The 23,563-nt window shown below is 45.4% G+C and carries 23 protein-coding genes; 19 read left to right on the top strand and 4 right to left on the bottom strand.

Going from position 1 to position 23,563, the window contains the following annotated elements; all coding sequences use genetic code 11:
• The first annotated feature begins 39 nt into the window (after nt 1-39).
• The 13 genes from bamA (at nt 40) to NB463_RS00985 (ending at nt 15,274) form a co-directional block, all read left to right on the top strand.
• Nucleotides 40-2,454, top strand: a complete 2,415-nt coding sequence (gene bamA, locus NB463_RS01045; protein WP_005391802.1) for an outer membrane protein assembly factor BamA — start codon at nt 40-42, stop codon at nt 2,452-2,454.
• 13 nt (nt 2,455-2,467) lie between these two features.
• A complete protein-coding gene (locus tag NB463_RS01040) occupies nt 2,468-2,977 on the top strand; it encodes an OmpH family outer membrane protein (protein ID WP_005391804.1) in 510 nt (169 codons plus the stop codon).
• Nucleotides 2,978-2,983: 6 nt separating this feature from the next.
• On the top strand, nt 2,984-4,015 hold the full coding sequence (gene lpxD / locus NB463_RS01035) for a UDP-3-O-(3-hydroxymyristoyl)glucosamine N-acyltransferase (RefSeq protein WP_053809797.1): 1,032 nt from the start codon (nt 2,984-2,986) through the stop codon (nt 4,013-4,015).
• Nucleotides 4,016-4,247: 232 nt separating this feature from the next.
• Nucleotides 4,248-4,700, top strand: coding sequence for a 3-hydroxyacyl-ACP dehydratase FabZ (fabZ, locus tag NB463_RS01030; RefSeq protein ID WP_005380349.1), 453 nt, complete (start codon nt 4,248-4,250; stop codon nt 4,698-4,700).
• A 1-nt stretch (nt 4,701) separates the two neighbouring features.
• On the top strand, nt 4,702-5,490 hold the full coding sequence (lpxA, locus tag NB463_RS01025) for an acyl-ACP--UDP-N-acetylglucosamine O-acyltransferase (protein ID WP_005380357.1): 789 nt from the start codon (nt 4,702-4,704) through the stop codon (nt 5,488-5,490).
• Nucleotides 5,491-5,609: 119 nt separating this feature from the next.
• Entirely contained in the window at nt 5,610-6,749 is a 1,140-nt protein-coding gene (gene lpxB / locus NB463_RS01020) for a lipid-A-disaccharide synthase (protein ID WP_047008877.1), read from the top strand.
• A gap of 9 nt (nt 6,750-6,758) precedes the next feature.
• Nucleotides 6,759-7,394, top strand: coding sequence for a ribonuclease HII (rnhB, locus tag NB463_RS01015; protein WP_053809796.1), 636 nt, complete (start codon nt 6,759-6,761; stop codon nt 7,392-7,394).
• Nucleotides 7,395-7,475: 81 nt separating this feature from the next.
• Entirely contained in the window at nt 7,476-10,955 is a 3,480-nt protein-coding gene (gene dnaE, locus NB463_RS01010; RefSeq protein WP_047008875.1) for a DNA polymerase III subunit alpha, read from the top strand.
• A 46-nt stretch (nt 10,956-11,001) separates the two neighbouring features.
• Complete coding sequence (gene accA / locus NB463_RS01005; RefSeq protein WP_005380365.1) at nt 11,002-11,961, top strand: acetyl-CoA carboxylase carboxyl transferase subunit alpha; 960 nt, start codon at nt 11,002-11,004, stop codon at nt 11,959-11,961.
• 106 nt (nt 11,962-12,067) lie between these two features.
• Nucleotides 12,068-13,378 carry a tRNA lysidine(34) synthetase TilS gene (gene tilS, locus NB463_RS01000; RefSeq protein WP_258431106.1) on the top strand — a complete coding sequence of 437 codons (1,311 nt, stop codon included), beginning with the start codon at nt 12,068-12,070 and terminating at the stop codon, nt 13,376-13,378.
• A 70-nt stretch (nt 13,379-13,448) separates the two neighbouring features.
• A complete protein-coding gene (locus NB463_RS00995) occupies nt 13,449-13,763 on the top strand; it encodes a c-type cytochrome (RefSeq protein WP_104969703.1) in 315 nt (104 codons plus the stop codon).
• A gap of 187 nt (nt 13,764-13,950) precedes the next feature.
• The gene (gene glnB, locus NB463_RS00990) at nt 13,951-14,289 is read left to right on the top strand and encodes a nitrogen regulatory protein P-II (protein WP_005436810.1); all 339 of its coding nucleotides are present in this window, start codon (nt 13,951-13,953) and stop codon (nt 14,287-14,289) included.
• 139 nt (nt 14,290-14,428) lie between these two features.
• Nucleotides 14,429-15,274 (top strand): endonuclease/exonuclease/phosphatase family protein, encoded by an 846-nt coding sequence (locus NB463_RS00985; RefSeq protein ID WP_256951042.1) that lies wholly within the window; start codon nt 14,429-14,431, stop codon nt 15,272-15,274.
• A gap of 1 nt (nt 15,275) precedes the next feature.
• On the opposite strand, the gene NB463_RS00980 is transcribed toward NB463_RS00985, so the two are convergent.
• From NB463_RS00980 to gloB, 3 genes are all read right to left on the bottom strand, one after another.
• On the bottom strand, nt 15,276-15,962 hold the full coding sequence (locus NB463_RS00980) for a YIP1 family protein (RefSeq protein ID WP_046875508.1): 687 nt from the start codon (nt 15,960-15,962) through the stop codon (nt 15,276-15,278).
• Nucleotides 15,959-17,542: a lytic transglycosylase gene (locus tag NB463_RS00975; RefSeq protein WP_256899701.1), complete on the bottom strand. Its 1,584-nt coding sequence runs from the start codon at nt 17,540-17,542 to the stop codon at nt 15,959-15,961. The genes NB463_RS00980 and NB463_RS00975 overlap by 4 nt, the downstream gene beginning before the upstream one ends.
• 255 nt (nt 17,543-17,797) lie before the next feature.
• On the bottom strand, nt 17,798-18,556 hold the full coding sequence (gene gloB, locus NB463_RS00970; protein WP_256935672.1) for a hydroxyacylglutathione hydrolase: 759 nt from the start codon (nt 18,554-18,556) through the stop codon (nt 17,798-17,800).
• A 37-nt stretch (nt 18,557-18,593) separates the two neighbouring features.
• Between gloB and NB463_RS00965 the strand changes: the two genes are divergently transcribed.
• Nucleotides 18,594-19,340, top strand: a complete 747-nt coding sequence (locus NB463_RS00965) for a class I SAM-dependent methyltransferase (RefSeq protein WP_012841508.1) — start codon at nt 18,594-18,596, stop codon at nt 19,338-19,340.
• Here the strand turns inward: NB463_RS00965 and rnhA are convergent.
• Nucleotides 19,337-19,801 carry a ribonuclease HI gene (gene rnhA / locus NB463_RS00960; RefSeq protein ID WP_012841509.1) on the bottom strand — a complete coding sequence of 155 codons (465 nt, stop codon included), beginning with the start codon at nt 19,799-19,801 and terminating at the stop codon, nt 19,337-19,339. The genes NB463_RS00965 and rnhA overlap by 4 nt on opposite strands.
• A 59-nt stretch (nt 19,802-19,860) precedes the next feature.
• Here rnhA and dnaQ point away from each other — a divergent pair, with 59 nt between their 5' ends.
• The 5 genes from dnaQ to NB463_RS00935 all read left to right on the top strand — a co-directional run bounded on the left by dnaQ (nt 19,861) and on the right by NB463_RS00935 (nt 23,543).
• Complete coding sequence (gene dnaQ / locus NB463_RS00955; RefSeq protein ID WP_005380385.1) at nt 19,861-20,583, top strand: DNA polymerase III subunit epsilon; 723 nt, start codon at nt 19,861-19,863, stop codon at nt 20,581-20,583.
• Between the two features lie 8 nt (nt 20,584-20,591).
• On the top strand, nt 20,592-21,842 hold the full coding sequence (locus NB463_RS00950) for a TIGR03503 family protein (RefSeq protein ID WP_104969699.1): 1,251 nt from the start codon (nt 20,592-20,594) through the stop codon (nt 21,840-21,842).
• Nucleotides 21,843-22,046: 204 nt separating this feature from the next.
• Nucleotides 22,047-22,604 (top strand): hypothetical protein, encoded by a 558-nt coding sequence (locus tag NB463_RS00945; RefSeq protein ID WP_258431101.1) that lies wholly within the window; start codon nt 22,047-22,049, stop codon nt 22,602-22,604.
• 51 nt (nt 22,605-22,655) lie between these two features.
• Complete coding sequence (locus tag NB463_RS00940) at nt 22,656-23,048, top strand: DUF1353 domain-containing protein (protein ID WP_258431100.1); 393 nt, start codon at nt 22,656-22,658, stop codon at nt 23,046-23,048.
• An 84-nt stretch (nt 23,049-23,132) separates the two neighbouring features.
• Entirely contained in the window at nt 23,133-23,543 is a 411-nt protein-coding gene (locus NB463_RS00935; RefSeq protein ID WP_114323537.1) for a GNAT family N-acetyltransferase, read from the top strand.
• The last annotated feature ends 20 nt before the right edge of the window (nt 23,544-23,563 follow it).

Here is a 23,563-nt window from a genome sequence, read left to right as displayed (position 1 = left end):
CAGAGACAAAAGCAGTAGCAAGGAATAATTAGAACAAGTATGGCGATTAAGCGAATTCTATTTGCAAGTTTACTGGCGACCAGTGTATCTGCAAATGGAGCAGAGAACTTCGTAGTTCAAGATATTGAAATCGATGGATTGCAGCGTGTAGCACTGGGTGCTGCGTTGTTGAAAATGCCTGTACGTGTCGGTGATACCATTGGCCAAGGCGATGTTGCAGAGATTATCCGTGCACTGTATGCATCTGGTAACTTTGAAGATGTGAAAGTGTTACGTGACGGCGGCGTTCTGATGGTTCAAGTCAAAGAGCGTCCTACCATTGCCAGCATCTCATTTTCTGGTAACAAAGCAATCAAGGACGAGCAGCTACAAGAAAACCTGAACGCATCTGGTGTTCGTGAAGGCGAAGCGCTTGACCGCACCACGCTAAGCAACATTGAAAAAGGCTTAGAAGACTTTTACTACAGCGTAGGTAAATACAACGCCACAGTAAAAGCTGTGGTGACTCCACTGCCACGTAACCGTTCTGACCTAAAGTTTGTCTTTACTGAAGGCGTGTCGGCAAAAATTCAGCAAATCAACTTTATCGGTAATGAAGTGTTCAGTGATGAAGAGCTGCTTTCGCGCTTTAACTTAAATGTTGATGTGCCGTGGTGGAATTTCCTTTCTGATGAAAAGTATCAAAAGCAAGTCCTTGCAGGTGATATTGAAGCACTCAAATCATTCTACCTGGATCGTGGTTACTTAAAATTTAACGTTGATTCGACACAAGTTGCAATCTCTCCTGACAAGAAAGGGGTATACATTACTCTTGGCTTAGAAGAGGGAGAGGTTTATACCGTCAAGGACGTAAAGTTCCGTGGTGATTTGATTGGTGAGGAAGCGACGTTCGAACGACTTGTACCATTTGAAGACAATGAGACGTACAACGGCTCGTTGGTCACTTCAATGGAAGAGGGTATTAAACGTGTGCTTGGTGAGTCCGGCTACGCTTATCCTCAAGTGAATACCATTCCTGAGTTTGACGATGAGAATCAAGAAGTTTCTTTGGTCGTTAACGTCGATCCAGGTAACCGAATTTACGTTCGTGATATCCGCTTCACGGGTAACAACTCAACCAAAGATGAAGTACTTCGTCGTGAAATGCGTCAGATGGAAGGCAGTTGGTTAAACTCGAAATCGATTGAAACGGGTAAAACTCGTCTAAACCGTTTGGGCTACTTTGAAAACGTTGAAGTACAAACCGTTCGAGTGCCAGGTAGTGATGATCAAGTCGACCTAGTTTACTCTGTCAAAGAAGCGAACTCTGGTAGCGTTAACTTCGGTGTTGGCTACGGTACAGAATCGGGTGTGAGCTTCCAGGTTGGCCTGCAACAAGATAACTTCATTGGTAGTGGTAACCGTGTTGGTATCAACGCGATGATGAATGACTACCAGAAAAACATCAGTCTTGATTACCGTGATCCGTACTGGAACTTAGACGGTGTAAGCTTGGGTGGTAAGGTTTTCTATAACGAATTTGAAGCGAAAGAAGCCAATATCGTTGACTATACCAACGAAAGCTATGGCGCGAGCTTAACGTGGGGCTTCCCATTCGATGAGTTGAACCGTTTTGAATTCGGTGTCGGTTATACGCACAACAAGATCGGTAACTTATCGCCTTACTTGCAGGTAGAGCAGTTCTTACGAGCACAAGCAGACAACATTGATTCTAGTGGAGCGTTGAACACAAACGACTTCGACTTCAATATCTCTTGGACACGTAATAACTTAAACCGTGGCTATTTCCCAACAGCAGGTAACCATCAACGTGCATTCTATAAAATGACCGTACCTGGCTCTGACGTTCAATATTTCAAAATGCAGTACGATGTTCGTCAGTATGTGCCATTGACTAAAAAGCACGAGTTTACCCTCTTGTTCCGTGGCCGCTTAGGTTACGGTAATGGTTACGGTCAAACGGATGGTAACGATAACTTGTTCCCATTCTACGAAAACTACTACGCAGGTGGCTTTACATCGCTTCGTGGCTTTGGCTCAAACTCTGTTGGTCCTAAAGCGGTTTACCGTGATACATCTGGTTCAAACAATGGCGCAGATACAGCAACAGATGACTCTGTTGGTGGTAACGCCGTAGCGCTAGCAAGTGTTGAGTTGATTGTCCCAACACCATTTGCATCAGAAGAAGTACAAAACCAAATTCGTACCAGTATCTTCTTTGATATGGCAAGTGTTTGGGATACGGAGTTTGACTACCGCGATTCAGGTGCGGAATATGGTGACCGTTACTACTACGATTACTCAGATCCAACCAACTACCGCTCTTCTTACGGTGCGGCGTTGCAGTGGATGTCTCCAATGGGGCCACTAGTCTTCTCACTAGCGAAACCAATTAAGAAATTTGATGGCGATGATGAAGAGTTCTTCACATTCACTATCGGTAGAACTTTCTAAAGAGGAAAATATTTTGAATAAAATGATCAAAGCGGCTGGGATTGGCCTTCTTGTACTGAGCTCTTCAATGTTTGCAAATGCGGCAGAAGCTGCACAGAAAATTGCTTACGTAAATACAGCTCAAGTTTTCCAAGCTCTTCCTCAACGTGAAGTTGTACTACAAAAAATGCAGAAAGACTTCAAAAGCAAAGCTGATGAACTGAAGTCAATCCAAGCACAAGCTAAAACAAAGATCGAAAAGCTACAACGTGACGGCGAGCTTTTGGGTCAAGACGAAGTTGAAAAGCTACGTATCGATATCGCGAAGCTAGACAGCGAGTACAAAGTGAAAGCACAAGCACTTGAAAAAGCAAGTGCGCGTCGTGAAGCTGAAGAAAAAGCGAAGCTTTTCAAAACGATTCAAGATGCAGTTAAGAAAGTCGCAGACAAAAATGGTTACGATCTTGTGATTGATATCTCTGCTTTGCAGTACGGCAAGCCAGAATACAATATCTCTGAAGACGTAATTAAAGCTCTAAAATAAGAAGTTATGAAGACATTAACATTAGCCGAATTGGCGACAATTACCGGGGGGGAGCTGTTTGGTGACGAGTCTCTCGTTGTAAGCCGTGTTGCTCCAATGGATAAAGCACAAGAAGGTGACGTAACCTTCTTGTCTAACCCAAAATACGCAAAACACCTTTCTGAGTGCCAAGCTACCGTTGTTATGGTAAAGGTTGAGCATAAAGATCAATGCGTTGGAAATGCGCTAGTGGTTTCAGACCCTTATGTCGCATTTGCTCGTGTGGTTCAAGCGATGGATACCACACCAAAACCGGCAGACGATATTGCACCAAGTGCTGTGATTGCCGCTGACGTTAAGATGGGTGAGAACGTTACAATCGGCGCTAACGCTGTGATTGAAACGGGCGTAGAACTCGGCGATAACGTAAGCGTTGGCGCTGGTTGTTTTATCGGTAAGAACGCCAAGCTAGGGAATAACACCAAGCTTTGGGCTAATGTCACTATCTACCATGAAGTGTCATTGGGTGATGACTGTCTCGTTCAATCGGGTACCGTCATTGGCTCTGATGGTTTTGGTTACGCTAATGACAAAGGCGAGTGGATCAAAATCCCTCAGCTTGGTTCAGTGCGTATCGGTAACCGCGTTGAGATTGGTGCTTGTACTACGATTGACCGCGGTGCACTCGAAGATACTATCATTGAAGACAATGTCATTCTGGATAACCAACTTCAAATCGCGCACAACGTGCAGATCGGATATGGTACCGTGATGCCTGGTGGTACTATTGTCGCGGGCAGTACAAAAATTGGTAAGTACTGCCAGATTGGCGGCGCGTCTGTTCTGAATGGCCATATCACTATCGCAGATGGTGTGGCGATTACAGGTATGGGCATGGTAATGCGCAGTATCGAAGAAAAAGGCCTTTACTCATCAGGTATTCCACTACAAACGAACAGAGAGTGGCGTAAAACTGCAACTCGAGTTCACCGTATTGATGAGATGAATAAGCGCCTGAAAGCGGTTGAAAAACAGCTGGAACAGAAAGAAGAAATTTAGAACAAGTTATCTTTCGCTCTGTATTTAACGTGAAAGCTAACAGGCTCTAGTTCCATATTCTGTACGAAGACTCGCGAAATGCGGGTCTTTTTCTTCTATAATGACGCGCTCTAAGTAGATTTAACTCCAAGATGGTGCGTATTTTGCTAGTATATTGCAAAGCGATTCGGCTTTACGACCTGTTGCCACGTTTGCCATCTTGGCGGCAAAAAATTGATATAGGAAGACGACTTTGACTACTGAAAAGAAAACGATGAACATCTCTGAAATTCAAGAGCTACTACCTCATCGCTACCCATTCTTATTGATCGACCGAGTGATAGACTTCCAAGAAGAGAAGTACCTTCACGCGATTAAAAACGTGTCGGTTAACGAACCTCAGTTCACAGGTCACTTTCCTCAACTACCAGTATTCCCAGGTGTTTTGATTTTAGAAGCAATGGCTCAGGCAACAGGCTTACTTGCATTTAAATCATTTGGTGCACCAACAGAAAATGAACTGTACTACTTTGCAAGCGTAGACGGCGCGAAATTCCGTAAACCAGTGGTTCCGGGCGACCAATTGGTTATTGAGGTAGAATTTCTGAAAGAACGTCGCGGCATTGCTGCATTTAGCGGTGTAGCAAAAGTTGACGGCGAAGTGGTATGTTCTGCAGAACTGAAGTGTGCTCGTCGAGAGTTTTAATATGATTCATGAAACCGCTAAAATCCACCCGGCAGCGGTGGTAGAAGAGGGCGCCAAAATTGGTGCTAACGTAACAGTAGGTCCTTTTACGTACATCACCTCTACGGTTGAAATTGGTGAAGGCACAGAAGTGATGTCTCACGTTGTGATCAAAGGTCACACGACTATTGGCAAAGATAACCGTATTTTCCCGCATGCTGTCATTGGCGAAGAAAACCAAGACAAAAAATACGGTGGTGAAGACACAACTGTGGTTATCGGTGATCGTAACGTCATTCGTGAAGCGGTCCAAGTTCACCGCGGCACAGTGCAGGACAAAGCAACCACGATCATTGGTGATGATAACTTATTGTGTGTGAATGCACACGTTGCGCATGATGTTGTTATTGGTAACCACACTCATATCGGTAATAACTCGATTCTTGGTGGTCACGTTACTGTTGATGATTATGCTGGTGTGATGGCACTGTCTGCGATTCACCCGTTTTGTACAGTGGGCGCTTACGCGTACATTGGCGGCTGCTCAGCAGTGGTGCAAGATGTCCCTGCTTACGTACTCGCGCAAGGCAACCACGCGACTCCTTTCGGCTTGAACCTTGTTGGCTTGAAGCGTAACGGCTTTGAGAAACCAGAGATTCGTGCGCTACAAAAAGCGTATAAAGAAATCTATCGTTCAGGTAAGACGCTAGAAGAAGTGAAGCCTATTCTGGCTGAAATGGCTCAAGAGTGGCCGGCTGTGAAGCGTTTCTCAGATATTCTGGAAACGACGGAACGTGGCATTATTCGTTAATTGGCGAATGAAGCAATAAATAAAAAGATCGTGACCGAATTTGAGGTTACGATCTTTTTGTGTTTTATGGATAAGGCAAACCGTTATCCATAGCGCACAGGAAAAATAGCGAAGTAGATATGGAAAGACCATTACGTATTGGCATCATTGCCGGAGAATTGTCTGGCGATACGCTAGGTGAAGGCTTTATCAAAGCAGTAAAGCAGCAATATCCAGACGCAGAGTTCGTAGGCATTGGCGGTCCGAAAATGATAGCCCAAGGTTGCGAGTCTCTGTTTGATATGGAAGAGCTTGCGGTGATGGGGTTAGTCGAGGTTTTAGGCCGCTTACCGAGACTTCTTAAAGTGAAAGCTGAGCTCGTTCAGTATTTTACTCAGAATCCGCCTGATGTTTTCATCGGGATCGATGCTCCTGACTTCAACTTACGCCTAGAGCTTGACCTCAAGCAAGCGGGCATTAAAACCGTTCATTACGTGAGTCCGTCTGTTTGGGCTTGGCGTCAGAAGCGCATCTTTAAAATAGAAGCGGCAACGAACTTGGTGCTAGCATTTCTTCCGTTTGAGAAAGCGTTCTACGACAAATTTAATGTACCTTGCGAGTTCATTGGTCATACCTTGGCTGATTCCATCCCACTAGAATCAGAACAAGCGCCTGCACGTGAGTTGCTTGGTTTAGAACAAGATAAAAAGTGGCTTGCTGTCCTGCCAGGCAGTCGTGGTAGCGAGTTAAAAATGCTCTCTGAGCCATTTATTGAAACCTGCAAGTTACTCCATAAAAAATTTCCAGAACTGGGGTTTGTTGTCGCGCTTGTTAATCAAAAACGCCGTGAGCAGTTTGAACAAGCCTGGAAAGAACTCGCACCAGAGTTGGACTTCAAGTTAGTTGATGACACCGCACGCAACGTCATCACCGCATCCGATGCCGTGATGCTGGCCTCTGGTACCGTAGCGTTGGAGTGTATGCTTCTCAAGCGTCCAATGGTGGTGGGTTATCGTGTGAATGCATTTACTGCTTTCTTAGCTAAACGTCTATTGAAAACGAAGTATGTGTCATTGCCGAATATCTTAGCGGATGATGAGCTCGTCAAAGAATATCTACAAGATGAGTGCACACCAGACAATTTGTTTACTGAGGTTTCTCGCTTATTGGAAAGCGACAATAAACTGATGTTAGATAAGTTTACGGAAATGCATCATTGGATCCGTAAAGATGCGGATCAACAAGCCGCAAACGCGGTTCTAAAATTGATTGAGAAATAGAGATTTATCATGGCTGTTAAACCAAAAGCGACCAAAACCAAAGTTGAACTCCCTCCGTTTGAATATCCGCAAGGTTATCAGCTTGTGGCCGGAGTCGACGAGGTAGGACGTGGCCCTTTGGTGGGAGACGTCGTCACCGCTGCGGTTATCCTTGATCCTAACAATCCTATTGAAGGTTTGAACGATTCGAAAAAATTGACCGAAAAGAAACGCATGGCGCTGCTTCCTGAAATCAAAGAAAAAGCATTGGCGTGGGCGGTCGGGCGTTGTTCTCCTGAAGAAATCGATCAACTGAATATTTTGCAGGCGACCATGGTTGCGATGCAGCGTGCAGTGGCGGGGTTAAAGGTTCAACCTGATTTGGTGTTGATTGATGGTAACCGTTGTCCAGAGCTGCCAATGGATGCTCAAGCTGTAGTAAAAGGCGATCTACGCGTTGCCGAAATCAGTGCGGCTTCCATTGTTGCCAAAGTCGTGCGTGACCAAGAGATGGAAGAGTTGGATAAACTTCATCCACAATTTGGCTTCGCCAAGCACAAAGGTTATCCAACTAAAGCGCACTTTGAAGCGATTGAGCAACACGGAGTGATCAGTGAACACCGCAAGAGTTTCAAGCCAGTAAAAAAAGCTTTAGGCATAGAATAATCAAACGATCTAATTGGTGTTATAAACCCAACCTCTTTAGGTTAGAATCCCCAACAAAATAGAGTTACACGGTACCTGTTAATGTCAGATCCCAAATTCATCCACCTGCGTGTTCATAGTGACTTCTCGATGGTGGATGGCCTCAACAAAGTTCCGCCAATAGTAAAGAAAGTTGCTGAACTCGGCATGCCCGCAATGGCGTTGACCGACTTTACCAACCTATGTGGTTTGGTGAAGTTTTACGGTACGGCACATAGCAGTGGTGTTAAACCGATCATCGGTGCTGACTTTAAAATGCAGTCGGACGAGTTTGGTGAAGAGCTGACACAAGTGACTTTGCTTGCGGCGGATAATGTGGGTTATAAGAACCTGACGTTATTGATATCAAAAGCGTACTTACGCGGACATGTTCAACACCACCCTGTGATTGATAAAGCCTGGTTGGCTGAAATGTCTGAAGGCTTGATTGTATTATCCGGCGGTAAAAGCGGGGAAATTGGTCGCGGCCTTTTGAAAGGCAACCGTCAAATAGTGCAAGGGTGTGTTGATTTTTATAAACAGCATTTTCCAGATCGCTTTTATCTTGAGTTACTTCGTACCGGTCGTCCAGATGAAGAAACTTATCTTCACTTTGCAGTTGAATTGGCAGAGCAGCAAGACTTGCCAGTAGTGGCGACCAATGAAGTTGTATTCCTGAGTCCAGACCTATTTGATGCTCATGAAATACGCGTAGCGATTCACGATGGTTACACATTAGAAGATCCGCGTAGGCCAAAAAACTACAGTCCGCAGCAATATCTTCGTACAGAAGAAGAAATGTGCGAGCTGTTTGCTGATATTCCTGAAGCGTTAGAAAACAGTGTCGAGATAGCGAAGCGTTGTAACGTGACTGTGCGCTTAGGGGAGTACTTCCTACCAGCCTTCCCAACTGAAGGGATGAAAGAGACTGAGTTCTTAGTCATGAAATCCCGAGAGGGCTTGGAAGAGCGTTTAGAGTTCCTATTTCCAGATGAGGAAGAGAGGAAACGTCGTCGCCCTGAATATGATGAACGTCTTCAGATAGAGCTAGATGTTATCAACCAAATGGGATTCCCTGGTTACTTCTTGATCGTAATGGAGTTCATCCAGTGGTCAAAAGATAATGGAATTCCTGTAGGTCCTGGACGTGGTTCCGGTGCAGGTTCTTTGGTGGCTTACGCACTAAAAATCACCGATCTGGATCCACTAGAATACGACTTGCTGTTCGAACGTTTCTTGAACCCAGAACGTGTCTCGATGCCCGATTTCGACGTCGATTTCTGTATGGATAAACGTGACCAGGTTATTGACCACGTTGCGGAAATGTACGGTCGCGACGCGGTGTCTCAGATCATCACGTTTGGTACCATGGCGGCAAAAGCGGTAATCCGTGACGTTGGCCGCGTATTGGGCCATCCATTTGGTTTTGTTGATCGTATTTCAAAGCTGATCCCGCCCGATCCAGGCATGACGCTAGATAAGGCGTTTAAAGCTGAACCTGCACTACCTGAATTGTATGAGGCCGATGAGGAAGTTAAAGAACTCATCGACATGTGTCATATTTTGGAAGGTTGTACGCGAAACGCCGGTAAACACGCTGGTGGCGTTGTAATTTCACCTACAACAATTACCGATTTTGCACCAATTTATGCAGATGCTGAAGGTCACTTTCCGGTTACTCAATTTGATAAAAACGATGTTGAGACCGCTGGCCTAGTTAAGTTTGACTTCTTGGGTTTACGTACCTTAACCATTATTGACTGGGCGTTAGGACTGATTAACCCACGTCTAGAGCGAGAAGGTAAAGAACCGGTTCAAATTGAATCCATACCGTTAGAAGACCCTGCCTCTTTCCGTTTGTTGCAAAACTCTGAAACGACAGCAGTATTCCAGCTTGAATCTCGGGGCATGAAAGAGCTGATCAAACGACTTCAGCCAGACTGTTTCGAAGACATTATCGCGTTGGTAGCACTCTTCCGTCCGGGTCCTTTGCAATCTGGCATGGTAGATAACTTTATCGACCGTAAACATGGCCGAGAGGCGATCTCTTATCCAGATGAAAAGTGGCAACACGAGTCGCTAAAAGAGACGCTTGATCCAACCTACGGCATCATCCTGTACCAAGAGCAGGTAATGCAGATTGCTCAGATCTTAGCGGGTTACACGCTAGGTGGTGCGGACATGCTCCGTCGTGCAATGGGTAAGAAAAAGCCAGAAGAGATGGCAAAACAACGTGCTATCTTTGAAGAAGGTGCGATAAAGAACGGTATCGATGGCGAGTTGGCGATGAAAATCTTCGACTTGGTAGAGAAGTTCGCTGGTTATGGTTTTAACAAATCGCACTCTGCTGCTTATGCATTGGTTTCTTATCAGACTCTTTGGCTGAAAACCCATTATCCTGCCGAGTTTATGGCCGCGGTAATGACAGCTGATATGGATAACACGGAAAAAGTCGTTGGCTTGGTCGATGAGTGTTTCCGTATGAAGCTAACCGTGCTGCCACCAGACATCAACTCTGGCCTATATCGCTTTAATGTTGATGAAAATGGCGCAATTGTTTACGGTATTGGTGCGATAAAAGGGGTAGGTGAAGGCCCTATCGATGCGATTCTTGAAGCGAGAAATAAAGGTGGTCACTTTAAAGACCTATTTGATTTCTGTGCTCGAGTTGATCTAAAACGCGTCAATAAACGAGTGATAGAGAAGCTGATCTACGCGGGCGCGTTAGATCGACTAGGTCCACACCGCGCGGCGATGATGGCGTCACTCAATGATGCGGTAAAAGCAGCAAGTCAACATCACCAAGCTGAGGCGTTTGGTCAAACGGATATGTTTGGTGTGTTAACGGATGCGCCTGAAGAAGTAGAGCATAAGTATACGCAGGTTCCGCCTTGGCCAGAAAAAGTGTGGTTAGAGGGCGAGCGTGATACCCTAGGTCTATATTTGACAGGGCACCCAATTAACGCCTACGTAAAGGAACTAAACAAATACACCAGTTGTCGACTAAAAGACGCAACGCCAACGCGTCGCGACCAATCTGTCACGGTGGCAGGTCTGGTTATTGCAGCTCGTGTAATGACGACTAAGCGTGGTACACGAATTGGCATTATGACACTGGATGACCGAAGTGGTCGCATGGAAGTGATGTTGTTCTCAGATGCACTGGATCGATACGCTGAACTTCTCGAAAAAGACAGAATTTTGGTCGTTTCTGGACAGGTCAGCTTTGATGACTTCAACGGTGGCCTTAAAATGTCGGCGCGTGAAGTTATGGATCTCGGCAGTGCGCGCGAGAAATACGCTCGTGGTTTGTCGGTATCGATAGATGCAACTCAGATCAACGATCAGTTTTTTGAGCAGTTCAGCCGTATTTTAGAACCGCACAAAGCCGGAACCGTACCCGTCAATGTATACTACCAGCGTGCCGACGCCAGAGCGCGGTTAACATTGGGCACCGAGTGGCGAGTAACGCCAAGTGATACATTACTCGACGATTTAAAACAGTTACTTGGCAAAAGCCAGGTAGAACTCGAATTTAACTAAAAATTCAGCGCAATATGTTAGACGCTGAGTAAACAAGGATTCATAGATGAGCCTAAACTTTCTTGAATTTGAAAAGCCAATTGCAGAACTAGAAGCGAAAATTGAAGCACTACGTGATGTCTCTCGTCACGGTGGTGATTCTGCGATTGACCTGGATAAAGAAATCGAACAGCTTGAGAAGAAAAGCTTAGAGCTGAAGAAAAAAACCTTCAGCGACCTAGGCGCATGGGAAACAGCTCAACTGGCTCGTCACCCACTACGTCCTTACACGCTGGATTACATCCAACACGCTTTTGAGGAGTTTGATGAATTAGCGGGTGACCGCGCGTTTGCAGACGACAAAGCGATTGTGGGTGGCATGGCTCGACTTGAAGGCCGTCCAGTGATGATCATCGGTCATCAAAAAGGTCGTGAAACCAAAGAGAAAGTGAAACGTAACTTTGGTATGCCAAAACCAGAAGGTTACCGTAAAGCGCTACGTTTGATGGAAATGGCTGAGCGTTTCAACATGCCGATCATCACATTTATCGATACGGCTGGCGCGTACCCAGGTGTGGGCGCAGAAGAGCGTGGTCAATCTGAAGCTATCGCGAAAAACCTAAAAGTGATGTCTGGTCTTAAAGTGCCAGTAATCTGTAACGTTGTTGGTGAAGGTGGTTCAGGCGGCGCACTAGCAATTGGTGTAGGCGACTACGTGAACATGCTTCAGTACTCTACATACTCAGTAATCTCTCCTGAAGGTTGTGCTTCAATCTTATGGCGTGATTCTGACAAAGCACCGCAAGCTGCAGAAGCGATGGGTCTAACTGCTCCTCGTCTTAAAGAGCTTGAACTGATCGACGAAATCATTGAAGAGCCACTAGGCGGCGCTCATCGCGATCATGTTCAAATGGCAGCGAATATGAAAGCAACACTACTTCGTCAGCTAGAAGATCTAGAACAATTGGATGAAGAGACACTACGTGAACGTCGTTACCAGCGCCTAATGAGCTACGGTTACTGTTAATTTCGGTGATTGCTATTAAGCGTTAGCTGATATCTCAAGTGATAACAGTTAAAATAGAAAGGGTTGGATGAGAGTCCAGCCCTTTTTTGTACCTATCGGATCGCTTATGGAATCGCTTTACCCGCATTTTGCTCAAGTTCTCGGCCGCTACTATCAATCAGGCACTAAGGTTGTCTTGGCGTTTAGCGGAGGAGTGGATTCACGTCTTTTACTCGAATTACTCAGTCGCTATCAACAAGCGCATTCGATAGAGTGTCACGCTGTGTATGTGCACCATGGTTTGAGCTCGAATGCCGATGATTGGGCCGATAAATGCTTACTTTGGGCAAAACAAGTGGGCATATCATGCTCGATTGAGCGAGTGAGCTTAGACATCAGCAATGGTGAAAGTATTGAACTTCTTGCTCGTGAAGCTCGCTATCAAGCCTTAACTAAGTACATTCAAGAAGGCGATATACTGTTGACCGGCCAACATGCTGATGATCAACTAGAGACTTTTCTCCTTGCTCTTAAGCGAGGCAGCGGGCCAAAAGGGTTATCTTCGATGGCGGAGAGTATGCCGTTTTCTGGCGGATCCCTAGTTCGACCATTGCTTACTATCAAGCGGAAGACCATCGAAGACGCGGCTACTAAGTTAGGCTTGGAGTGGGTGGAAGACGAAAGCAACCAAGATACTCGTTATGATCGTAACTTTCTTCGTCATTGTGTTATCCCTGAATTGTCTGGTCGCTGGCCGAGTATCCATCAAGCGGTTCAGCGCAGTGCAAGCTTATGTGCTCAACAAGAAGCGCTATTGGATGAACTATTGAGCGCGGTGTTTGAACGCGCTTTACAAACGGATCTAAGTTTGAGTATTGAAGAACTGGCTAAGCACAGTGAATTAGCGCGTGCGCGCTTGATTCGTATGTGGCTGGCTAAGCTTAATACTAGTATGCCGGCTCAGGTACAACTCAATCTTATCTGGAATGAAGTCGCATTAGCTCAGCAAGATGCCAACCCCAAACTACAACTTAAGCAAGGTGAAGTGCGCCGTTTTCGAAATCGTCTCTATTGGGTAACGGAAATCGCTGACGTCACTGAGTGGCAAAGTACGATTCAAGTCGATACCGTTTTATCGCTTCCAGAGCAGCTAGGGGAGCTGACCTTAACGACGAGTTCTAGCAACGCAACGATTGCGCTTCCGAGTCAGCCAGAATTGCTTCGCGTGACCTTTAATCCGGAAGGCTTATCAGCGCATCCAACCACGCGTAATCACAGTCGAAAACTGAAGAAGTTGTTCCAAGAATACAATGTGCCAAGCTGGCTGCGTCGTCAAATTCCGATTTTGATGTATCAAGACCGAGTCGTTGCTGTGGCAGATCTGTTCGTTGATCAGGCGTTTAATGGTCAAGATTGTGAACTTATTTGGCGCAGGTAATGAAAATTCATGCCACAATGTCGATTATAAAATATAAAAATCCTTAAATAATAATTGATTAGGTGAAGCAATGAAGAAAACAATCATGGGCGCAATGGTGACGCTAACCATACTCAGTGGGCAGGCTCTAGCTGCGGGAGATGCCACAGCAGGTCAAGCAAAGGCAGGAGTATGCGCTGCGTGTCATGGCGCCGACGGCATTGCTGTCATTCCGGGTTACCCAAACCTGAAAGGGCAAAACGAGCAATATATTATCAGTTCAATTAAAGCCTATAAAAACAAAGAGCGAACAGGTGGTCTTGCTGCTGTTATGCAAGCTCAAGCTTCACTGTTGTCTGATGAAGATATCGCTAATCTAGCGGCTTACTACGCAAGTTTGAAGTAAACGCGAGTCTGAAAAAGCTTGGACGATTGGGCATTGAGCAGTCCTCATTGGGGTTTTATCAACTCACGATATTCGCTATGTTAATTTGCTCAATCTGGATTTTCGCTGGTGGATCAGAGACAAACATTGAATGTTGCGAAACGCTAAACGATAATAAGCGCAATCGATTGAAGCTTAAGGGATGAACATGAAAAAAATTGAAGCGATTATCAAGCCATTTAAATTGGATGATGTTCGAGAAGCGCTAGCTGAAGTTGGCATTACAGGGATGACTGTCTCTGAAGTGAAAGGCTTTGGTCGCCAAAAAGGTCACACCGAGCTTTACCGTGGTGCAGAGTACATGGTGGACTTTCTGCCTAAAGTGAAGCTCGAAATCGTTGTAACGGAAGATGTGGCTGATAAATGCGTAGAGACGATCATTGAAACCGCGCAAACCGGCAAAATTGGTGATGGTAAAATCTTTGTTACTGATGTTGAGCGTGTGGTTCGTATCCGTACTGGTGAAGAAGACGAAGACGCGATCTAAGGTTTCTTGTTACCTGTCTCGTATTTATTATGCTAAAAGGGAGCCAAGTGGCTCCTTTTTTGTTTTTTACTTTCAGTGAAATCAAATAACCCGAGCTTGGTTGTTCCAGTTTTAGGGTGCGTATATTCAGGTTTGTCGTATGTTTAAGCGTTTTTTTCTGGCGTTAGCTTTTCTTATTATGGCGGTATTGGTCGGCTTCCAGGTTATTTTCACCGTACCAGATCAGCCGCAAATCATTACTCAAACAGGTTCAGAGCTGACGCAGGATATTAGGTGTATCGAATTTAGCGGCTCAAAAGCTCTGGATCAGGGCGGTGAAATCAATGTACTTGTCTGGAATATCTACAAACAGAACCGAACTAATTGGCAAAGCGCACTCAATGAATTCTCTGCTGAGAAGCAACTGCTGTTATTGCAAGAAGCCAGCATGACACCATCTTTTAAGCAATGGTTGGTGGATGGCAACTGGGTCAGCAACCAAGTGAGTGCCTTTAAGGCGCTGGGCAGCGGTGCGGGTGTGATTAGTATCGCTCAAGGGCAACCAGAAAAAGCTTGTGCTTATACGTCTAAAGAGCCTTGGCTGCGTTTACCCAAGTCTGCACTATACAGCCAATATCAATTAAGCAATGGCGAGAGACTCGCTGTGGTGAATGTACATGCAATTAACTTCACGGTTGGCACGCAAGAGTATGTCTCTCAGTTAACGGCTCTTGAAATGCTTTTAAAGCATCATACAGGGCCGATCCTATTCGCTGGAGACTTCAATAGTTGGAGTGAATCTCGCGTTAATGCGATGCGACAGGCCTTAAAAGCCGCGGACTTGCAAGAAGTGACGTTCTCGCCTGATCATCGAGTCCAATTTATAACGGGATTACCGTTGGATCACGTATTTTACCGAGGGCTGACCCTCAAATACGCGAAAGCGCCGCAGAGCGACGCTTCCGATCATAACCCATTGTTACTGTCATTTACGTTAGATGACTAGCTTAGGTCACTACAATATAAAGCGCCCAAATAACGTAGAAGAATACCCATGGCAGGCTTGCAATCACCAAGGCTTGCCCACGTTCAAACTCAGTCCAAGTAAGCACAACACCGTAGCCCAATACAATATACCAAGGCAGCAGTAGTGGTAGTGAGCTGGCAAAATGCGACCACTCGCTGGTAAGCGGCAGTTTTAATAGACCATTGAGGCTGTTTAAATCTGCTGCGTAAGTCATCACCTGACCATGCTTGAGTAACAGACTCGCGTAGCTTGCGATATCGCCCAATACTGCTGGGAATAAGATTGCACACGACGCGGCAAACCACTTCCAGTAACCATATTGTTGCTTGCTTGCCTTCGTTGCAAGAAAGAACCAAAGCGCAAGCAACAGTAAGGTGGCAAAGCGGTTGAATACATCATTGATGATCGCACTTGCCATTAGCGTGTTTGGCTCTAATAGCTCAATCTGCTTTGGGTCGATTTGTTGAAACTGCGCGGCTAGTTGGTCACTAAGCCACGTGAAATCGACATTCGAAAAGTAAGCGCCCCAGAATAAAAACGGACTAAGCATCAAGAAGATGAACGGTTGCCATCCCCATCCGCCGCGTTGGTAAAGCGCTAGAAAGCAAGATGTTGGAGAACGAAAAATGTCCAACAGCATCACAAGTGGGTTGCTTGATGGGTTCATACACTTACCTTCGTTACGTCAACGTACAACTTAAGTTTTTGACCTGGTTGTAAGTATTTTTTCTTGTGTAGCGAGTTCCATTTTACGATGTCGTTTGTTTTTACTTTGAACTTGCTTGCAATGCCGCTAATGGTGTCACCGGAGCGAACGTTGTAGAAAACGGTACGGATCACAGCACCTTTGTCTGAGTCCTTCCAAATCACGAGCTTTTGACCCACACGCAATGGATCTTTAGGGCCCATGCCATTCCATTTTGCTAACGATTTATACGACACTTTATTTTCACGTGCGATTGACCACAAACTTTCTCCAGACTGAACGACATGAGTGAGCTTGAGTTGTCCACGAGCACGTGATTGAGTCTTGCTTAATCGATTTTGTGCCGTTAGTGCGTATTTCGCATCGTCTTTTGTTGACGTCGGAATCAGTAGGTATTGGCCAATACGAATATTGTTATTCGACAGGCCGTTTGCACGTCGAATCACTTTTGTGGTTGTGCCGTATTTATTAGCTAGCACACTTAAAGAGTCACCAGACTTCACCTTGTAGCGAGCGACCTTCATCCCTTTACCACGGTTTTTCTCCACCTTAGTGAGAAAAGTCTCTTTTTTCTCTACCGGAATCAAAAGTTGGTGCGGACCTTCAGGCGCAGTCGACCATTGGTTGTATGCAGGGTTGTAACTTTGTAACTCTTTCACACCAATGCCGGCATAATCTGCAGCAATGGCTAGATCAAGCTGTTCTTTCGGATCGACAAGCGTTAGAACAGGCTTGTTTGGAATCGCAGGAATATTAAGCCCGTACTTGTCTTGGTTTGCGATGACGTCAGCCAAGGCTAGCAGCTTCGGTACGTAACTGCTGGTCTCTTTTGGTAAGTCCAATGAGAAGAAATCGATAGGTTTACCGAGCTTTTTATTCTTACGAATTGCGCTAGAAACACGGCCACCACCACTATTGTAAGCGGCAATTGCATGCTCCCAGCTACCATCAAAACGCTCGTTTAGTTGTACAAGGTAGTCCAGTGCGGCATCCGTTGCTGCTGCCACATCTCGGCGACCGTCATACCAGTAGTTTTGCTCTAGTCCCATCATCTTTCCGGTGCCAGGGACAAATTGCCACAATCCAGCCGCGCTACCGTGTGAGTAGGCAAAGGCATCGAATGAGCTTTCCACCACAGGAAGCAAAGCAAGCTCCATTGGGAGTCCACGCTCTTCGATACGTCTTGTGATCATGTATAGAAAAGGAGTCGCACGCTTAGACACCGTGTAAAGGTGATTCGGGTGCTTTAGATACCACGTACGGTAGTAGTCCACTTTCTTATGGTTTGGGATATCCATTTCAAGTTGCATGGCGATACGTTGCCATACATCTTCTTGTTCCTGAGGGGAAAGAATTTTAGGCGCGTCGTTAGCGGATTTTTTTGCTAAAGACGATGTGTTGCCCGGTTGAGCCTTCGCTGCATTTTGTTTTGCAGTCTGCTCAGATTTATTGGTTTCTGGTGTAGAAGACGTTGAGTCTGACTGAGTCAATTGACAGCCAGATAATAACAACGCCAACGCCCAGGTATACTTCAAACGCATGGATTCAGCCTATTTAGGGCCTTTTTATCTTCACCTGCCTGTCGCGCAACACAATGTGCGTGGCAGTCGCAAGATAATAGACATCTTTTAAACACTAACTAATTAATAGAGGCAAAGAGCTTCTAAATTATGCAATGGGGAGAAATTCAAATAGATTTATATCAACCCCAAACGTAAGAGAAGCGCCAGTGGCGCTTCTCGAAAAATCAGCCCTTGATAATACTGGGGTCTTGCAAACTTACAAGCAGAAAATGGTTAAAATTCGTTCTTCCACTCACGTAAAGCAGTAAAAACCGAGCATGGATCGCTATTTTTAATACGACTAGCAACAGATTGAACCACGTCAGGATTGGTGGTTCGCAAGAACGGATTAATCCACTTTTCTTTGCGTATTGTTGTTGGAAGTGTCGGAATGTTTAGGGCTCGCAGTCGGTTTACATCATCGCGATATTGACGGAGCTGCTCATTATCAGGCTCAACCGCTAAAGCAAACGCCACGTTACTCGCGGTGTATTCATGCGCGCAGAAGACTTGAGTTTCTTCTGGTAGAGACGTTAGCTTGTTTAGTGACTCAAACATTTGCTCTGGCGTACCCTCAAAAATACGACCGCAGCCTGCGGAAAACAACACGTCACCGCAAAACAGTTTTCCGTCTCCAACGTAACCGATATGACCTAAGGTATGGCCTGGTAAACCCAGCACCAAAAAGATTTCGCCAAATAACTCCAGTTTGTCGCCTTCTTCCATGGGGGTGGTTAGGGTTGGAATTGGCTCAGATTTCGGGCCTACAACGGCGACTTCAGGAAAGGTACGCACTAAGTCTGGAACGCCACCAATGTGATCGTTGTGGTGGTGCGTAATTAAAATCGCTTCTAAAGTTAATTCGTTAGCCTGCAAGTATTCTAACACTGGCTTCGCATCGCCCGGATCAACGACTGCGCAACGTTTATCGCTATTTTGTATCAGCCAGATGTAATTATCATTAAATGCGGGTATGCTTTTGATCTCTAACACGATTCGTTCTCCGTCACCCATTTTAGTCAGGTGGTTAATGAAACCAGCACTCAGCAACAAAACTATACCACACCCGTCGACTTGGTCAGCAATGAACAACGGTCCGTGGGTGCTTGAGTCAATCCAGACCCGACTTGATGAATGGTGTCCGAAACTCTTCGGTTACCATATGCTCAAACTGGGCGGGTTGAGCTGTGAGCTAACCAGCTGTAATTGTAACATTCAACACCAAGTCAACGTAGATATCCAGAACCCGTTGCATAATGTGATTGCAGATGGTTACGAATTGCCCTTTTTGGAAAAAAGCTTTGATGTTGTGATACTCGCTCATCAGCTCGACTATGCAAGCGATCCACACCGTTTGCTACGGGAAGTCGATAGAGTGATGATGGATGATGGTTATTTGATAATCACTGGATTTAACCCACTAAGTTTGACTGGATTAGCGAGTTTGCTTCCATGGCGTAAACATAATTTGCCTTGGAGTGGACGAATGTTTACGTCGAACCGCATCAACGACTGGTTAGGGTTACTTAATTATCAAGTGATTCATTGCGATCGTTACGCGCTGTTTCCGATGAAGCGCTACCGCACGATGTGGACATGGTTGGAAAACAGTCTCGGTGATTGGGCGTCACCTGCAGGGAGTTTGTATTACATTGTGGCACGGAAACGAACATACCCTCTCAAGCCTATCAAACCGCATTGGCGTTTGAAGAAAAAGCTCACACCACTAGGGGTGATGAATCGAGAGGGCAATACTATGAGGAAAGAATCTCGTTAAGAGGGTTGGTAACCAGTATCTTCCTCGGTTGGGTTTTCTGCGGCGGTACGGGCTAGCTCATCACAAATTTCGTTCTCACGATGGCCCGCGTGGCCTTTTACCCAATGCCATTCAACTTGATGGCGTGCGGTTTCTTTGTCTAGAGCTTGCCATAAATCGGCATTCTTAACGGGTTTTTTATCCGCTGTTTTCCAACCACGCTTCTTCCAGTTATGGATCCACTGAGTAATACCTTGGCGCACATATTGACTGTCAGTCGTTAAAGTGACTTTGCAAGGTTGTTTTAACGTCTGCAGCGCGACGACAGCCGCCAACATTTCCATGCGGTTGTTGGTGGTTAACGTGTAGCCTTTGGAAAGCGTCTTTTCTACGTCTTTGTAACGCAATACAATGCCGTAACCACCTGGTCCTGGGTTACCTAAACAAGAACCGTCAGTGAAAATCTCAACGTGTTTGGTCATATTTTTTGGTACTATTAGCCGAAACATTTAATAAAGCATAGTCTGACATACATAACCTTATGAATACCAGCAGCAATTCTGAATATAACCGCATTGTCGTTCTCGATACCGAAACCACAGGTATGAACCGCGAGGGTGGTCCTCACTACATGGGACACCGCATTATTGAAATCGGTGCCGTGGAGATCATCAACCGTAAGCTGACTGGTCGTCACTTCCACGTCTATTTAAAACCCGATCGTGAAATCCAACCAGAAGCGGTTGAAGTTCACGGTATTACGGATGAATTCTTGGTTGATAAACCGGAATACGCGAGCGTGCACCAAGAGTTTCTTGAGTTTATTAAAGGTGCAGAACTTGTTGCCCATAACGCGCCCTTCGATACCGGCTTTATGGATTACGAGTTTGGCATGCTCGATCCCAACATCGGCAAAACGGACGACTACTGCAAGGTGACCGACACCCTTGCTATGGCGAAGAAAATCTTCCCAGGTAAGCGAAACAACCTTGATATCTTATGTGAACGTTACGGTATTGATAACTCGCACCGTACACTCCACGGAGCTTTGCTCGATGCGGAGATTCTAGCCGACGTTTACCTCTTTATGACGGGTGGTCAAACGAGTCTAGAATTTAACGCGAATAAACAAGAGGGTGGGGTAGAAACCATTCGCCGTATTGAAGGAAGAAAAGCGCTAAAGGTTTTGCGCGCAAGTGCCGATGAACTAGAAGCTCACCAAAAAAGATTAGAGTTGGTGAACGACTGTATTTGGCATCAATAGGAGAAGCTATGCTGAGGGCTTTGTTGGTCGCGTTTTTAGCGATATGGAGTAGTCTCTCGAGTGCATCGAGTGAATCTGCTATGTCTTTGTTAGACAATCGCTTTCGAGTGGATCCAACCATCGAGCAGATCACTTTTTTAGTTTATCGTGAGCAAAGTTCTCAGCCAGTTGTTTTAGTCCGCCCTGACGGTAAAAAGTACTATGCTTGGGACGCCTACGACAATGTACGTTGGTACCAAGAAGCCTCACTCGATATTATCTCCGTTGACAATCCTATGCCAGGCCCATGGCAGGCTGTGGGGAAAGTCACTCCTAAAAATAACATCCGCTTAATTTCTCACTTAAAGCTCAGTACGGATGTGTTCCCAAACCGATTATATAATGGGGAAGCGCTTAAGTTTACAGCTCGCCTAACCTCCGACGACAAACCTCTTGTACTGCGCGACTTCCTTGACCGCGTGAATCTACGCGTGACATTTACCAAGTTTGTCGAAAATGAAGATGAGTTGATCAAAGAAGCACGTCCAGTGCCGATGGTTGTGGGTGAGTTTGCTGATGATGGCCGCGGCTTGGATGAAAAAGCAGGGGATGGTGTGTTCACTGTCCAACTACCAATAGACGTTGAGCCCGGTAAGTACCGTGCGCGAATCACCTCTGGTAATGGCGTATTCTTACGAGCGCAAGAGCAAGTCATCTTGGTTTATCCGAACCCCATTTCTCGTACTTTTATTCAGGCGCGCAATCCTGACAAAACACACCAATTGGTGGTGAGTGGTGAGCAAGGTATGATCGCGCCAGGCTCAATCGCAGTCACGGTGGAACAAGATGCACCTGATGGCTTTGTTAGCTACAGCCAAGGCCAGGTTTCTAAAGATGGAATGAGAACCACGCTGAACCTCAATAACGACGCTGAGCTTGGTAAATACGCATGGCGCGGCGAGATCTTTGCCACTGATTTTGCGACGCAACGTCCACTGGTGTTTCCTATTCCAGAGCAAACCTTCAGTGTAGTTGATGACGTTGATCTAGAAGCCGCTCGAATTGCAAAAGAAGCTGAATTAGCCGAGCAGCGCCGTATTGAAATGGAAAAGCAAATTATTGCTGAGCGGGAGGCTGAGCGTAAGCGCAGCATGATTATTATCGCGGTGGGTAACGTGATAATGCTGCTGATTGTGATCATTGCATGGATAGTCTGGCGCAAAATTAAAGCGAAGCGCGATGCCATGCCAGAGATGCAGTTAGAAGTGCCAAAGAAATAGTAGTAACACATAAAGCGAGAAACGGAGCCAATCGGCTCCGTTTTTTTTCAGTTTAAGTTTGAGACAGAATTTGATGTTTCTCATGGTCATTAATCATTTTATTTTAAAGTAACGCCATGATTTAACGTTGATTAATCATAATAAAGCTCGCATGATACTCTTTACGTTTCGACTTGATTTTAGTGCGTATCGACGGAGTGAGTTATGACAATTGGAGCGTTAGAACTAGAACATCTACCACGACACAAGGCCTTGGTTGAGTCTGCTTATGATGCCTTTTATTCTGAAAAAGACGTTGTTGCTGCGGTATTGCTTGGTTCATTGTCATCAGGAAAAGGTGACCGTATTTCGGACGCTGATGTTGTTGTCTTTACTCAAAACAACTTCCATAAAGCCTCAGAGCCTTGCTTTACCCACTTTGAAGCAAATAAAGACATTTTTTATCGTCTTGAGGGAGAGCACAACGAAAATGCGTGCTTCAAAAAATATATTTTTAATGACCTAACCAGTGCGGAGATTCATTGTTTAGATATCTGTGAGCCTTTCAAACTTTCTAAGCCATTTAAGGTTTTATTTGATAAAGCTGATGTGACTGCTGGCATGGTTACTGATGAACCTGCGCCAAAACATGAAGATTTCCCAGTTTATACCAGTGGTGATCAAGGCCTGATTTGGGAACTCTTTGATTGTATTAAGTGGTTGAGCAGAGATAACCATGATCTTGCAAAGTCCTACTTGAAAAAACTCTCTGAGAAACTCTAATTTGAGAGTTATCCCCGTTCCTCCCACTCAAGTTAGTTAGGCGGTTAGGTTATGAAATACAAAAAGCGTCAGAAGTACAGATACACTCTCCATTCTGAAGAAAAGATTGAGACTCACATTTCAGTGAGTAACGCGTATGACAGCCCTTTTCTTAGTTTGTCCAAACAAGGCGTGTTAACGATTAAAAAGGGCTATGCATGGGATGGAGCGAGTGGGCCAGCGTTAGACACAAAAAACATTATGAAAGCTTCTTTAGTGCATGATGCTCTTTACCAACTCATGAGGGAAGAGGTGTTGCCTCAAAGTGCTCGAAAGCATGCGGATATGTTGATGAGAGAAATATGTTTAGAAAAAGGAATGTCTAGCTTCAGAGCAACTTATATCTATTATGGCGTCAGAGTTGTCGGTGGCTTCTTTTCCAGACCCGATACTTTGTGTGCTTAACGGGAACATCTTTCCAATGTTTAACTGTTTATTTATACAGTTTGGTTGTGTAAGCTCCAAGATGATATAAAGGAGTCGTACATAATGACAATAAGATATGAAGAGCATGTGCCAAGCCCGAAAGAATACTGTGATATGCGTGTCAAAGCCGGGCTATCACCCAAATCGTTGAAAGCTGCTGAAATTGGTCTACCCAATTCGTTGTATGGCGTATCTGTCCGGGATGAAGGAAAGCTCATTGCAATGGGTCGGGTTGTTGGTGACGGGGCGTGTAACTTCGAAATTGTCGACGTTGCCGTTGATTCTGATTATCAAGGTAACGGTTTAGGTAGAAAAGTCATGGAATACATCGACGGTTATCTTTCTTCTGTTGCACTTGAAGGCTCTTACGTTTCTATGATTGCTGATGAGCCGGTCTTTTACGAAAAGCTTGGTTATAGGCTGGTGGCTCCTAAAAGCCAAGGGATGACAAAAAAGTTTAAGCCGAAGGTGTAACACGTATTCAGCTGTGCAAA

It is taken from the genome of Vibrio sp. RM-41-2B, from assembly GCF_024744415.1.
Lineage (GTDB): Bacteria > Pseudomonadota > Gammaproteobacteria > Enterobacterales > Vibrionaceae > Vibrio > Vibrio diabolicus.
This window is presented reverse-complemented; position numbering and strand designations above follow the sequence as displayed.

What these genes read in the sequence shown, in the direction of transcription:
- bamA (WP_005391802.1), top strand. Translation starts at nt 40, where the DNA reads ATGGCGATTAAGCGAATTCTATTTGCAAGTTTACTGGCGACCAGTGTA.
- lpxD (WP_053809797.1), top strand. Translation starts at nt 2,984, where the DNA reads ATGAAGACATTAACATTAGCCGAATTGGCGACAATTACCGGGGGGGAG.
- lpxA (WP_005380357.1), top strand. Translation starts at nt 4,702, where the DNA reads ATGATTCATGAAACCGCTAAAATCCACCCGGCAGCGGTGGTAGAAGAG.
- lpxB (WP_047008877.1), top strand. Translation starts at nt 5,610, where the DNA reads ATGGAAAGACCATTACGTATTGGCATCATTGCCGGAGAATTGTCTGGC.
- rnhB (WP_053809796.1), top strand. Translation starts at nt 6,759, where the DNA reads ATGGCTGTTAAACCAAAAGCGACCAAAACCAAAGTTGAACTCCCTCCG.
- dnaE (WP_047008875.1), top strand. Translation starts at nt 7,476, where the DNA reads ATGTCAGATCCCAAATTCATCCACCTGCGTGTTCATAGTGACTTCTCG.
- accA (WP_005380365.1), top strand. Translation starts at nt 11,002, where the DNA reads ATGAGCCTAAACTTTCTTGAATTTGAAAAGCCAATTGCAGAACTAGAA.
- tilS (WP_258431106.1), top strand. Translation starts at nt 12,068, where the DNA reads ATGGAATCGCTTTACCCGCATTTTGCTCAAGTTCTCGGCCGCTACTAT.
- NB463_RS00995 (WP_104969703.1), top strand. Translation starts at nt 13,449, where the DNA reads ATGAAGAAAACAATCATGGGCGCAATGGTGACGCTAACCATACTCAGT.
- glnB (WP_005436810.1), top strand. Translation starts at nt 13,951, where the DNA reads ATGAAAAAAATTGAAGCGATTATCAAGCCATTTAAATTGGATGATGTT.
- NB463_RS00985 (WP_256951042.1), top strand. Translation starts at nt 14,429, where the DNA reads ATGTTTAAGCGTTTTTTTCTGGCGTTAGCTTTTCTTATTATGGCGGTA.
- NB463_RS00980 (WP_046875508.1), bottom strand. Translation starts at nt 15,962, where the DNA reads ATGAACCCATCAAGCAACCCACTTGTGATGCTGTTGGACATTTTTCGT.
- NB463_RS00975 (WP_256899701.1), bottom strand. Translation starts at nt 17,542, where the DNA reads ATGCGTTTGAAGTATACCTGGGCGTTGGCGTTGTTATTATCTGGCTGT.
- NB463_RS00965 (WP_012841508.1), top strand. Translation starts at nt 18,594, where the DNA reads ATGAAACCAGCACTCAGCAACAAAACTATACCACACCCGTCGACTTGG.
- rnhA (WP_012841509.1), bottom strand. Translation starts at nt 19,801, where the DNA reads ATGACCAAACACGTTGAGATTTTCACTGACGGTTCTTGTTTAGGTAAC.
- dnaQ (WP_005380385.1), top strand. Translation starts at nt 19,861, where the DNA reads ATGAATACCAGCAGCAATTCTGAATATAACCGCATTGTCGTTCTCGAT.
- NB463_RS00950 (WP_104969699.1), top strand. Translation starts at nt 20,592, where the DNA reads ATGCTGAGGGCTTTGTTGGTCGCGTTTTTAGCGATATGGAGTAGTCTC.
- NB463_RS00945 (WP_258431101.1), top strand. Translation starts at nt 22,047, where the DNA reads ATGACAATTGGAGCGTTAGAACTAGAACATCTACCACGACACAAGGCC.
- NB463_RS00940 (WP_258431100.1), top strand. Translation starts at nt 22,656, where the DNA reads ATGAAATACAAAAAGCGTCAGAAGTACAGATACACTCTCCATTCTGAA.
- NB463_RS00935 (WP_114323537.1), top strand. Translation starts at nt 23,133, where the DNA reads ATGACAATAAGATATGAAGAGCATGTGCCAAGCCCGAAAGAATACTGT.